Origin of the sequence: Olivibacter sp. SDN3, assembly GCF_014334135.1 — a bacterium.
GTDB lineage: Bacteria > Bacteroidota > Bacteroidia > Sphingobacteriales > Sphingobacteriaceae > Olivibacter.
The window spans coordinates 1,527,838-1,541,363 of sequence record NZ_CP060497.1; the positions used below are offsets into that span (position 1 = coordinate 1,527,838).

The 13,526-nt window shown below is 39.1% G+C and carries 10 protein-coding genes; 6 read left to right on the top strand and 4 right to left on the bottom strand.

What is annotated here, in order from left to right:
- Window positions 1-35: 35 nt before the first annotated feature.
- Both mfd and H8S90_RS06120 read left to right on the top strand, forming a co-directional pair.
- Window positions 36-3,374, top strand: a complete 3,339-nt coding sequence (gene mfd, locus H8S90_RS06115) for a transcription-repair coupling factor (RefSeq protein WP_187341691.1) — start codon at window positions 36-38, stop codon at window positions 3,372-3,374.
- 14 nt (window positions 3,375-3,388) lie between these two features.
- A complete protein-coding gene (locus tag H8S90_RS06120) occupies window positions 3,389-3,613 on the top strand; it encodes a DUF3820 family protein (RefSeq protein WP_187341692.1) in 225 nt (74 codons plus the stop codon).
- Window positions 3,614-3,898: 285 nt separating this feature from the next.
- Here H8S90_RS06120 and H8S90_RS06125 read toward each other — a convergent pair whose 3' ends face one another.
- The 4 genes from H8S90_RS06125 to galK form a co-directional block, all read right to left on the bottom strand.
- Window positions 3,899-4,561, bottom strand: a complete 663-nt coding sequence (locus H8S90_RS06125) for a DUF2461 domain-containing protein (protein WP_187341693.1) — start codon at window positions 4,559-4,561, stop codon at window positions 3,899-3,901.
- A 120-nt stretch (window positions 4,562-4,681) separates the two neighbouring features.
- A complete protein-coding gene (locus H8S90_RS06130) occupies window positions 4,682-6,352 on the bottom strand; it encodes a sodium/sugar symporter (RefSeq protein ID WP_187341694.1) in 1,671 nt (556 codons plus the stop codon).
- 24 nt (window positions 6,353-6,376) lie between these two features.
- The gene (locus H8S90_RS06135; RefSeq protein ID WP_187341695.1) at window positions 6,377-7,450 is read right to left on the bottom strand and encodes an aldose epimerase family protein; all 1,074 of its coding nucleotides are present in this window, start codon (window positions 7,448-7,450) and stop codon (window positions 6,377-6,379) included.
- A 15-nt stretch (window positions 7,451-7,465) separates the two neighbouring features.
- Window positions 7,466-8,617 carry a galactokinase gene (galK, locus tag H8S90_RS06140; RefSeq protein ID WP_187341696.1) on the bottom strand — a complete coding sequence of 384 codons (1,152 nt, stop codon included), beginning with the start codon at window positions 8,615-8,617 and terminating at the stop codon, window positions 7,466-7,468.
- A gap of 347 nt (window positions 8,618-8,964) precedes the next feature.
- On the opposite strand from galK, the gene H8S90_RS06145 reads away from it, so the two are divergent.
- From H8S90_RS06145 to H8S90_RS06160, 4 genes are all read left to right on the top strand, one after another.
- Window positions 8,965-9,318 carry a PadR family transcriptional regulator gene (locus H8S90_RS06145; protein WP_187341697.1) on the top strand — a complete coding sequence of 118 codons (354 nt, stop codon included), beginning with the start codon at window positions 8,965-8,967 and terminating at the stop codon, window positions 9,316-9,318.
- 11 nt (window positions 9,319-9,329) lie between these two features.
- Window positions 9,330-10,973: a PspC domain-containing protein gene (locus tag H8S90_RS06150; RefSeq protein ID WP_187341698.1), complete on the top strand. Its 1,644-nt coding sequence runs from the start codon at window positions 9,330-9,332 to the stop codon at window positions 10,971-10,973.
- 80 nt (window positions 10,974-11,053) lie between these two features.
- On the top strand, window positions 11,054-12,364 hold the full coding sequence (gene murF / locus H8S90_RS06155) for a UDP-N-acetylmuramoyl-tripeptide--D-alanyl-D-alanine ligase (RefSeq protein WP_187341699.1): 1,311 nt from the start codon (window positions 11,054-11,056) through the stop codon (window positions 12,362-12,364).
- Window positions 12,365-12,426: 62 nt separating this feature from the next.
- Window positions 12,427-13,464: a DUF4407 domain-containing protein gene (locus H8S90_RS06160; RefSeq protein WP_255501841.1), complete on the top strand. Its 1,038-nt coding sequence runs from the start codon at window positions 12,427-12,429 to the stop codon at window positions 13,462-13,464.
- Window positions 13,465-13,526 lie beyond the last annotated feature (62 nt).

Below are 13,526 nucleotides of genomic sequence, written 5' to 3' on the forward strand. Positions count from 1 at the left end.
TTGGAACTCTTTGTAAAGAAGTAAAAAAAAGTATAGTGACTATTCAACAGATTTTAGAGCGGTATAAAGAGAGCAAAAATATTACCTCTTTAACAAAGGCACTGAATAATAAAAATAACAGAATCCATCTTCGGGGAATAATAGGTTCTGCTGATGCTATGGTTGCCGTATCAAGTTATAAAATACAAGAGCGGCCATTCATTTTTATACTACCTGATTATGAAGAGGCTGCGTTCTTTTTGAGTGATTTGGAAGGACTCCTAGATCAGCAAATTTTATTTTTTCCGTCATCCTATCGAAAGCCTTTTGATTTTACACAAGCGGATAGTGCTCATGTTTTACAACGGGCAGAAACACTTAATGCTCTTAATCATGTGTCGGAGCTCCCTAAAATGGTTGTAACATATCCTGAGGCTTTGGCAGAGAAGGTAATCAATAGAACTGAGCTCTCTAAAAACACACTGGAGATTTCTCTGAACAATAAGCTTGATATAGAATTCATCAACGAGTTTCTCATTGAGTATGATTTTGAACGAGTTGACTTTGTGTTTGAGCCCGGACAGTTTGCGGTAAGAGGCGGGATTGTAGATATTTTCTCCTTTTCAAATGACCTGCCATATCGGATAGAGTTTTTTGGAGACATGGTGGAAAGTATACGGACCTTCGATACAGAAAATCAGCTATCGGTATCAAAAATACATACGGTGACTATTGTTCCTAATGTACAATCTAAATTTTTAACTGAGAATAACATTTCCCTCTTAGAATATATTGATAAAGACTCGGTTATATGGATAAAGGATGTGCAATTTTCTCTCGATGTGATAACAGCGGGTTATAATAAAGCAAACGAACTTTGGATAGCCTTGTCTGAAACAGATAAGGAATACAACCCGGACTGGATAGATCCCAAATTCAATTTTAGCGATGGGAAAATGATCGCCAATATTTTCCAGGATTTTCCTATAGTAGAATTTGGCAAGCAATATTTTTACGAAGCAAAAGAAACATTCAATTTTGATCAACGGCCCCAACCCTCGTTCAACAAAGACTTCAATCTGCTGATTCATAATATTAAGGGGAATGATCAGGAAAAACTCAATAATTACATTTTTAGTGATTCGCCCAAGCAAGTAGAAAGACTTTTTGCCATTTTAGATGATCTGGATAAAACTGTAAAATTTACGCCCATAAATATTGCTTTGCGAGAGGGGTTTAGCGATAGCGAGCTTAAGCTTGCTTGTTATACCGACCACCAGATTTTTGACAGATACTACAAATATAAGCATAAAAAAGGTTATGCCCGTTCGCAGGCAATCACATTAAAAGACCTTAGAGAGTTGAAGCCTGGTGATTATATCACACATATTGATCATGGCATTGGTAAATATGCAGGTCTGGAAAAGGTGGAAGTAAATGGTAAAAAGCAAGAGATGATTCGGCTGGTATATGCGGATAATGACCTATTGTACGTCAATATAAATTCCCTAAACCGAATTAGTAAATATGCAGGAAAGGAAGGAACACTTCCTAAAATGAATAAGTTAGGCACAGATACATGGGAGAAATTAAAACGGACAACAAAAAAGAAGGTTAAAGATATAGCCCGGGACCTTATTAAACTTTATGCCCAGCGCAAAGCGCAAACAGGTAATGCATTCGGACCAGACACCTATCTTCAAACAGAGCTGGAAGCTTCGTTCATTTATGAAGATACGCCGGACCAGGAGAAGGCAACAGCAGATGTGAAACGTGATATGGAGGCTCAGCACCCAATGGATAGATTGGTTTGTGGAGATGTTGGTTTTGGAAAAACAGAGGTAGCAGTAAGAGCGGCGTTTAAAGCTGTGGCGGATAGTAAGCAAGTAGCCGTTTTGGTTCCAACTACTATATTGGCATCACAACACTTCCGAACATTTTCTGAAAGATTAAGAGGATTCCCCTGCAATATCGATTATATCAATAGGTTCAAAACGGCAAAACAGATAAAAGAAACATTGGAACGCACAGCTAATGGCGAGATTGATATTATAATAGGTACTCATAGGCTGGTAAGTAAAGATGTGAAATTTAAAGATTTGGGGCTATTGATCATTGATGAAGAGCAAAAATTTGGTGTAGGCGTTAAAGAGAAACTGAAACAGTTGCGGGTAAACGTTGATACGCTCACGCTAACAGCTACTCCCATCCCAAGAACGCTTCATTTTTCCTTAATGGGTGCGCGTGATTTGAGTATAATAAGCACTCCTCCCCCTAATCGGCAGCCCGTTCAGACAGAGCTCCATGTTTTTAATGAAAAACTCATAGAAGAGGCTGTTTCGCATGAGATTAATCGAGGAGGACAAGTTTTCTTTATTCATAATCGGGTGCAGGACCTTAAACAGTTGGGGGGGATAATATCAAGGTTAGTGCCTCAGGCACGTTGTGGGATAGCCCACGGGCAGCTCGAGGGCGATGCTCTGGAAAATGTGATGCTCAAGTTTATCAACCATGAGTTTGATGTGCTTATAGCTACCACAATCATTGAGGCCGGGTTGGACATTCCCAATGCAAACACAATTGTTATAAACCATGCGCATATGTTTGGTCTGAGTGATTTACATCAAATGCGTGGACGAGTAGGACGATCAAACAAAAAGGCCTTTTGTTATTTGTTGAGTCCTCCCCTGTCTACACTGACTGCGGAGGCAAGAAAACGATTGAGTGCCATAGAAGAATTTAGCGATTTGGGCAGTGGATTTAACGTTGCCATGCGCGACCTGGATATCCGTGGTAGTGGAAACCTGTTGGGGGCAGAACAAAGTGGCTTCATTGCTGAAATAGGTTTTGAGATGTACCATAAAATTCTAGATGAGGCAATACAAGAGCTGAAAGAGGATGAATTTGAAGGACTGTTTAATGAGGAGAAACCTAGAACTTATGTGACGTTTACGCAAGTAGACACCGATTTGGAAGTTTATATTCCTGATCATTATGTGACCAATGTGGGCGAAAGATATAATCTTTACAATCAGCTTGCAGAGCTTAAAACAGAACAAGAAATTGCTAAGTTCGAACAAGAGTTGGTAGACCGATTCGGACCAGTACCTATATCTGTAAAGGAGCTCATGAATACGCTCCGGCTACAGTGGTATGGAAAGGAAATCGGCTTTGAAAAGATTTCATATAAAAAGAAAGTATTACGGGGGTATTTTGTTAGTAATAAGCAGTCGCACTACTTTGAAAGCGAGCAATTTGGGAAAGTGTTGCAATTTGTACAGCAGAATCCTACGATCTGCAACCTGAAAGAGGTGAAAGGAACGCTACGTATTGGCTTTGATAAAATTCAGCACGTAGACGAGGCGATCCTGCTGCTCCAGGAGCTTGTAAAATAATTGGTTTGAGATATATGGAAAGAAAATTGCTAGAAGAGCTGCTTACCTACCCAATGCCTTATGGTAAATATAAAGATCAGCCTATTTATAGATTACCTGAGCATTATCTGATCTGGCTTCATGGAAAAGGTTTTCCAAAAGGGAAACTGGGAATGCTGTTGGCCACCATGTATGAAATTAAAATCAATGGTTTAGAATACCTTCTAAGACCATTAGCGAAGAGATCTTCCAACAAATGATCGGGGTACTAATCAAAGGCAAACATTGGCTTTTCGATTAAACCGCGATATAGGAAAATGGTCTTTAACATACCGAAGGCGAAGGTCGAGCGCGGTAATTCACGGGGTTGATGTGAATTACACATGAAGATCACTACGAATGGTGTACCGTTGAAAAAAAGCCATTTAGTAGGATACGGAAAAAGATAAAAAAACAATTTCTGTGGATCACAGGTGTTTTGAGAAGATATACCCATCCAACTAAATATCGCCCCAATCATTATCGATTTGTGATGACCGCTGCTGTTAATCTAAAGCTCGATGTAAAAAAAGCTTAAAATCTTGCATAGCTTTTATTGGTTCCATCAGGTACTGTAAAGCGTTTTTACTTGTAAGATGATTATCCTTAACGCGATGGCTGGCTGTGAAGCTCTTAAGTTTCAAAAACTCAATTTCTGGATGGTCGGGATCGTAACCTGATGGTGCTTTTTTCAGTTTGTCGTCGAAATCTAAAGTGCAATATTTCTGAAATTCCTTTGCGGAAATGACTGTTTTAAAAACGTCACCGTTATAATCTATTTCTTGCCTAATAGCGGCAAGATGTTCTTTTTCCGGTCGCCAGTAACCCCCGGCTATAAAAGAAGTTTCAGGCGCTATGTGTAAATAGTACTCCGGACCGTTGAGCTTTCTCCCCGCAACGGAAATACCAGCTCCGAACCAATTTTTATAGGGTGTTTTATCTTTACTGAAACGGGTATCGCGATAAATTCGGAATAAACATTTTGAAACGGGTATATCGTCGTTAATGTAGGGGTCGATTTTTGACAAGCTAACAATGAGTGCAGCAACAAAATCTTTGACGTTTTGATGGGCCGCTTCGTAAAGATCCCGGTTTTCTTGAAACCACTCGCGGTTGTTGTTGTTTTTCAAATCAGATAAAAAAGAAAGAGTGGAAGGGCTGATATGCATAGCTAACTATTTAATATAAGTGTTTATTTTTTACCAATATAGTAAAGTAACGGCTAACTTAGTATTTTCAACGTACAATCAAAAATACAAGTTAGCCGTTACTCAAGCGGTCATAAAAACTTACCAGAAAAGCAAATAAAGGGCGGCCACGATACCCGTTACTAATATTGACCCAATAGCAAAGCCAGTATGTACCCGGAACATTTTTGTGTCGACCTCAAGTCCTTTGGGAACAGTACCTCTACGCGTTTCGAAGATACTTATAACAATCATCGCGACAACACAAATGATGAACACGAAACCCATCCTGTCCAGAAAGGGTATTTCATAAATACCTTCTGCATTCGGTACCGCAAAGCCGAGAGGATACAAAAAAGAAAGGTCTACCATATTTGGTAAAAACTTAAATATTACAGAAAGTATAAACCCCCCCACGGTAGCAAACATGGCTGCTGAGGAGGTTGCTTTTTTCCAGAAAAAACCAAGGATGAACATGGCAAATATTCCGGGAGAAACAAAACCGGTGTATTCCTGAATGTACTGGAACCCCCCCTTTTTGTCGATACCCAGATACGGAGATATAATGATAGCCAAAAGCATAGAAATAACAATGGTTGCTTTTCCTACATTTACCAACTTCTTTTCACTTGCTTCTTGGTTGAATATTTTTTTGTAAACATCTAAGGAGAAGATAGTCGCAATGCTATTTGCTTTTCCAGCTAAAGACGCTACCACGGCTGCTGTAAGAGCGGCAAAGGAAAGACCCTTTAGCCCAGTAGGTAATAGGTTTAACAACACAGGATATGCATGATCCGGATTAACTTCCCCAGCTTGGAGCATCTCTTCTTGAAAATAACCTTCTTTGTATAAGATATAAGCGGCAATACCCGGTAAAACCACAATTACGGGCATTAGCAACTTTAATCCAGCCGCAAAAAGCAATCCTCCTCGGGCTGTTTTAAGATCGGCGCCTAATGCCCGTTGTGTAATGTACTGATTGCAGCCCCAATAGTTAAGGTTTACGATCCACAAACCACCAATTAAGACTGAAAGCCCTGGCAAGTCCAGATAATTTTCATTGTCTTTTCCAAAGATCATTTCAAAATGATCGGGTGCTTTGTCGTACATTAAACCTAAACCACTTAGGGCCCCTTGCGTTCCAAAATGGTCGGCAACTAAATTTAGCGCAATGTAGGTGGTAGCCAAACCGCCGAGTATTAAGAAAAAAACCTGTATAACATCAGTAAAACCAATTACTTTCATCCCTCCGAGCGTAATAATGATGGCAAAAATGGCAAGAGCAAAGATACATACGGTGAAATTAATACCCGAAATACTTGATACGGCTAATGCGCCGAGGTAGAGAATAGAGGTTAAATTAACTACTACGTAAAGAAGAAGCCAAAAAACCGCCATTACTATACTTACCGTGCTATTGTAGCGTTGATTTAGGAATTGCGGCATGGTATATATCTTGTTTTTAAGATATACAGGGATGAAAAAAATACCAACAATAATTAACGTTATGGCGGCCATCCATTCATATGCGGCAATTGCCAAACCCATTTGAAAACCAGAACCACTCATGCCGATGAATTGCTCGGCAGAAATATTTGACGCTATTAGTGAGGCCCCAATAGCCCACCAAGTAAGTGACCCTTCTGCCAGGAAGTAATCCTTTGAATCGGCAGTTAGTGATTTTTTTCTTTGATATACCCAATATCCGTAGAGGGCTACTATCAGGAAGTAGAATAGAAAAACAAAATAGTCTGTTGTGTGTAGGGTCTTCATTGGTTTTTTAATTAAAATTAATGTCTATTTTATTACCGAAAAACGGTAGGTCGTTTGAGAATGAAAAATGGTGCCGGCTTTTAAATATGTGTCAGGGAAAGTTTTTTGGTTCGGTGAATCGGGAAAATGTTGTGTCTCAAAACAAAATGCACTGTGCCGATCGTAGGTGTTTCCGCTTTTGCCTAGATCTTTACCCGATAATGCATTTCCCGTATAGAATTGTAAGCCGGGCTCGGTTGTTAATATCTCGAGCTTTACGCCGCTACGGTCTGCATAGGCGGAAGCAACCACTTTTTTACCGTTGCTAAGACCTTTATTTAAAACAAAGCAATGGTCATAACCTTGTCCACCGTTAAGCAATTGGGTGTCTGTTTTATCAATATCTGTAGAGATTGCCTTGGCGGAAGAGAAATCGAAAGGCGAATTTTTAATAGGACTGAGCTCGCCCAAGGGGATTTGCTGCTCGTTAATGGGAACAAAAGCATCGGCATTAATTTCTACAACATGATCAAGAATGTCTCCTTTTCCCTCTCCCTTTAGATTAAAATAGGCGTGATTAGTTAAGTTGATTATTGTGTCTTTATCTGAGGAAGCCCGATATGTTATTTGCAACTCGTTGTTATCTGTTAATGTGTAACAAACGGAAACGGTTAAGGTGCCAGGAAAACCTTCTTCGTTATCGGGTGACGTGTAGTAAAAAGTCACTTCGTTCGGATTGTTCACTCGTCTGTCCCAGATTTGTTGATGAAAACCGGCCTTTCCTCCATGTAGCGCATTAGGACCATTGTTGGGGCCGATAGTGTAGGAAACTTCGTTTATTTTAAATTTCCCCTGTTTTATTCGGTTGGCAAATCTGCCGATAGTCGCCCCATGATATACTTCGTCTGCACCAAGATAGTCTTCAATGGTAGAGAATCCTAACACAACATCTACCGGTTTGCCATACTTGTCGGGCACCAAAATACTCACGATTCTTGCACCGTAATTGCTAAATGCGACCTTCATTCCCCTATCATTCTCTAGAATGATCAGAACTGTTTTTTTATTTTTAACTTCCTTTTTAAAATCAACGAGCTGCGGAAGTTGATTATGATTCATAGAAATTATGTTTAATTATAACAGGCTAGTTCCCGTGTTAATTTCAGCAATATAGTAAGGTATTTTATTGCCTGTTTTTTCTTCGTAAATTTTTGTAAGGGTTGCTGCTACTTCTTCGGCTTTTTCTGCGTTTACTAAGTTTATGGTACAGCCCCCAAAGCCCCCACCCATCATACGGGCGCCTAAAATATTCGGGTTTTCTTTGGCGAGATCAACCAGCAAATCAAGTTCAGGACAGCTTACTTCATATAGATATTGTAAGCCGTCGTGTGTGTCAAACATTCGTTGTCCAAATGATCTAACATCGTTACGTTTTAAGTCTTCACAGGCTGATATCACACGGTTTATCTCTGAGACCACGTAACTGCATCTATTGTAAACAATAGGATTTATAGGTTTTACATAGGTAAGTAGCTGCTCTTCTGTTGCTTCACGTAAGCTCTTTATGGGATAGTGTTTACAGATAAGGCGTACCCCTTCTTCACATTCTTTTCTACGGTCATTATAAGCTGATGACGCTAGCGAATGTTTAACCTGTGTATCAAGCAGTAAAATCTTTAAATCGGTCGAATGGAAAGGGATGTATTCATAAGAATAATCTGCGCAGTCTAATTTAATTAGATGTTGTTTTTTGCCAAAAACGCTTGCAAATTGATCCATTAAGCCGCAATTAACACCAACAAATTGATTTTCTGCTGCTTGAGACAGGAGCGCAATGTCTAATTTTTGAAGATCAAGCCCGTATAAGGTACTTAAGGCAAAGGTAGAGGCACATTCCAGGGCGGCAGAAGAAGACAGGCCTGCTCCCTGTGGAATATCACCGGTAAAGGCCAGGTCAAAGCCCTCTCCTATTTTATAATTGTTCAACTGCAACTGCTCAACGACACCTAAAATATAGTCTGGCCAAAGTTTTTCCGTTTTTGCGATGGCGTCTACAGATGTTTCGAAGGAATCCGCTAGATCAAGAGCGTGCAGCCTAATTTTGCGGAGGTTATTTTTAGCGATTGCAACATAAACATTCTTGTTAATTGCGGCGGGCAATACTAGCCCATCGTTATAATCCGTGTGCTCGCCAATTAAGTTAACTCTTCCGGGTGATCGGGCGATTATAGGGTCTTTTCCAAATATATTAATAAAGGACTGCTTAAGGTCTGAGGGTCTACTCATGCTTTTGGTTATCTTAGATTTAATTTGTAAATGTATTGGATGAAATATAAAAAAGCAAATAGAATTGTGTGAAAAATACACTATTTCTTCTCAAATAGTGGTTCATGATAAATATCAACCAATAAATAGGTCTTAGGTAGTGGGACTCTGCTGCCATATTTACATAGCAAGGTTTTGGGATTATGGATGTTAATTAAACAACTATTCTGCAATAATTTTACAGGCATGTTTAAAAAATGAAACAAAATAAAATTTATTACGCTTATAATCAGTGTGTTAATATAAATTTTTTGTTTGCAAGCTACTATGTATTGCATAATACCTAATAAAACATATATCTTTGTAATATGATAGTAGAAAATACGCAAACCCAGATGAGGAAGGGAATACTTGAATACTGTATTCTGTCCATAATTTCCCGCGGGGAAATTTATGCTTCGGATATCATCAGTGAGTTAAAGGCCGCTCGACTGCTGGTGGTGGAGGGTACTTTATATCCTCTGCTAACCAGGCTTAAAAACAACGAGCTGCTTAGTTATATCTGGAAGGAATCTAGTGCGGGGCCTCCTAGAAAATATTATCAAATAACTCCTGCGGGAAAGGAAGTTCTCCGAGCGTTGGATCAAACCTGGAACGAACTGGTATTTGCTGTTAAAACATCAACGGCTCCAAAGGAAGAAGATAAAAATGTAAACCTTTAATATGTATAGCTATGAACAAAACTATAATTATCAATATAAACGGCATCGTTTTCCACATTGAAGAAGATGCATATGAGGTTTTACGATCATATATGATCGATGTAAAAAGACACTTTGCATATACAGAAGATAGCAAAGAAATTGTGAGTGATATTGAGAACAGGATAGCAGAAATGTTTAACGAGCGCGTGGTTTCGGGGAAGAAGGAAGTAATTACCATGCAAGATGTGGATGAAGTATGTGCTCAGATGGGAAAGGTTAGTGATTTCGACCCGAGTATAGAAGACAGCACCTATGGACAAGAGCAGGGCTCTTTTTACAATGCTACATATAACGGTACACGAAAACTATTTCGAGATGCAGATGATAAAGTTTTTGGAGGCGTTTGTGCTGGGCTCGGTCATTACTTAGATATTGAGGCGCTATGGGTGCGCCTGGCTATGGTGTTATTGTTTGTATTTGCCGGAACAGGGCTCCTTATTTATGTTATTCTTTGGATAGTAGTTCCTCAAGCAAAAACACGGGCCGATAGAATGGCAATGAAAGGCGAAGCGCCCAATCTACAGAATTTCAAGAGGAATTTCGATGAGGAAATGGAGGGCCTTCGTGGAAATTTTACTACGGCCGGGGAAAGAATTAAGCCCGGCCTAAACAAGGTGGGAGAAGCTTTGGAAAACCTGATAAACGGCTTAGGTAAAGTATTTGTTGTTTTTCTAAAAGTGGTTGGAGCGTTAGTGATTTTTAGTTTGTGTTTTGCTTTACTAGGGCTATTGATAGGGTTGGTCTTAACAATTCCCGGATGGAAAAATGATGGTATAGGGTTGTATGGCGCGGATTTTCCACTGTATATTATTCCGGAAGAGTATAAAACAGTGGTGATAGTTGCTTTATTTTTTTGTATAGCAATTCCTCTTTTTGGGTTGATCTTATTAGCGATTCGTATTCTGTTCAATAGAAGTGTTGTTGGGCGTTATGTATCATTTAGCTTGTTGTTGGTATGGCTAATTGCTGTTGGGACAGTGTCTTACCACGGCTTAAAAACAGCGGAGGATTTTGCCGAAGATGCAACTCTTGTTCAAGAATTAGTACTAACGAAACAAGAACGGTATTATATCGATGTAGATGACGTAAACATGATAAAAAAAATAGACAGTGGTAACCATTCCATGGATTCTATTGGCCAAATCATTCGGTTTAATCAAAGACGGGGCAAATTCAAGAAAAATCATTCGGTTAATATCAATATCTTAAAATCGGAAAAAAACGAGGAGGCTAAATTGATTAAAGAGTTCAGGGCAAGCGGTCGTAACTTTGATGTTGCAGCGAGGCGAGCGGAGAAAATAATATACGGAGTGCATCAACAAAACCAGCAGCTGGTGTTTGATAGCCATTCTATTATCCCGAACGGAGAACTAATACGTGATCAACGGGTAAATGTTAAAATGATCATACCTGTTGGAACGCGGCTTTTTATTAGCGAAGAGTCTGATCGTTATATTAGAAATATACCGGCATGGCAGTGTAGGGGAAAATATCCGGAGGGACAACGAGATAATAATACCGAGTGGGTGATGACGGAATATGGTTTGAAATGTGTTGCTGAAGAGGTTGTTGAACCAAAAGCGGATCATTGCCTGTTGAAAGCGAATAATTAATGACTATCTATTCCCTGATTTAAGCAAAAAGAGACATGGGATATTTAACAAACAATGTTTAATTTAGTAAAAAAGCTTACATGACTATTCCCGAACTTTATAGTTATTTCCTTGAAAATTATAAGGTATCAACTGATACAAGAAAAATAATTCCGCAATCAATTTTTTTTGCTCTTAAAGGAGCTAACTTTGATGGAAATCAATTTGCCGAACAAGCTCTGAAAAGTGGAGCCGCCCATGCAGTTATAGATAATCCAAAATACCAAAAGGACGAGCGTTTTTTCCTTGTGGAGAATGTGCTTAAAACACTCCAAGACTTGGCAAGGTACCACAGAGCCAGGTTGAATATTCCCATTATAGGAGTCACCGGCACAAACGGTAAAACCACTACAAAGGAGCTGTTGTATGCGGTACTTAAAAGAAAGTTTAATGTATATGCTACAAAGGGTAATTTGAATAACCATATCGGTGTTCCTCTAAGCATTCTTGATATTACTCCAGATATAGAAATTGCCATCATAGAGATGGGAGCTAATCATATCAAGGAAATTGAGTTTCTCTGTGAAATTGCCCAACCAGCATATGGTATGATAACCAATGTTGGTAAAGCCCATTTAGAAGGGTTCGGGAGTTTCGAAGGCGTAAAGGCAGCGAAAGGCGAATTGTACGATTGGTTGGAAAAGACCCAAGGAACACTTATTCTACAAGCGGATAACGCAAATTTGGTTTCGATGGCTAACACTAGAAAATTTAAGTCTGTTATAACATATGGTTTTAGTGATGCCCATGACGTAACAGGAAAGCTCGTTTCGGGAAGCCCCAAGCTTGTCATGAGCTGGTCGGAAAAAAATGATGAGCGAGCGCACCTTGTCGAGACAAACTTAACCGGGGCCTATAATATGGAAAACATATTAGGAACAATCGCTACAGCCTTGTGTTTCGAGCTAACACCAAAGCTAATCAATACCGGATTGGCGGCATATGTGCCAACCAATAAGCGGTCACAGATCATAAAAACAGCAAATAACACTGTAATTTGCGATTATTATAATGCAAATGCTAGTAGCATGTCTGCCGCACTGGAGAATTTAAAAAGTTTAGACGCAAAGAAAAAAAGTATTGTTTTAGGTGATATGTTTGAGCTTGGAAAAGAAGCCTCTTCTGAACACAAAAAAATTATTGAGCAAGCGATAGCAATGGAATTAGATAAGCGTATTTTTGTCGGCACAGAGTTCTACCGCCATCACTCATCATATATAGGCGATGCCATATTTTATAATACAATAGAAGAGGCGATTGACGCTTTACAGAAAGAGCCGGTAAACCAATCGTTCATTTTACTGAAAGCGTCGAGGGGAATGGCCTTTGAAAAGCTGTTGATATATCTTTAACGATAAATCAAGTGTTTATGGGTAAGATAAATCATTTTTTTTGGTTTTGTAGTGGGGTTCATATGCCTACGTTATTAGAAAGTCCTACGGAGCAAAGCAAATATCTGGGTATTGGCGCTACCATATTTTTTACTGGTGTTTTCGCAGGAACTGCCGCTGGTTATGCGTCTTATTTTGTATTTAGCGGAAATCCCTATGCGATAATAGTTGCGCTGCTCTTTGGAATAATTTGGGGTTTGGCGATTTTTAATATGGACCGTTACATTGTGCTGTCAATCAATAAAAACAAGACTCCCTTAAAGCAACTATTGCAGGCTGCTCCTCGGATCCTGTTGGCCGTTATTATTGGGATAGTTATCGCTAGACCTCTTGAGATCAAAATATTTGATAAGGAGATAAAAGAGCAATTGAAGTCGAATTATCTACAGGACCAGCAATTGAAGGTTGAAACATTGGCGCGCTCCTTTGAAGGTCGATATCAATCGGAAATAGAAAGTGTTGACGAATTAAAAATACGGCGGGATTCTCTACAGCAGGCCTTAAAAGGTGTTAGGCAACAACTAAATTTTGAGATTTTTGGAAATAAAACGGATGAAACTTCTGGGATTATTGGTTACGGATCCTATGCAAAAAGAAAAGAAAATGAACTAAAAGAAAGTGAGCTTTTTTATGATAGCGTGTTGGCTGAAATAGCCTTAAAAGAGCAGTTTTTAAGCGGCCAACGAATAAAGGAGGGACTTTTTGATGAAAAATTGATAGCGGGTAGAAGCTTGGATAGTGCGGTTAATTTGGCTGGATTTGCAGACCGCAACGCTGCTCTTGAACAGTTAAAATATGAGATAAATGGAACTCGCAAAGCGTCTAATTACTGGGCGATAACCTTTATCACCGGCTTATTTATCTTTTTTGAATGTCTACCTGTCTTAGTAAAGTTGATGGCAACTAAAGGTCCATATGATGTGTTAATAAATAATATGGATGAAACGGTTATATATAGGTCTGATATGGAGAAGAAAATACAGCAGGTGGTTTCAGACCGTATGGTTGAAAAGAGAATTGAAACGGAAGTGTTTTATCAGACAGAACAGTTAAAGGTGTGATTATTATCAGTACGCTATTTTAATGTATACATTAAAATAGCGTACTGATAATAATGATATAA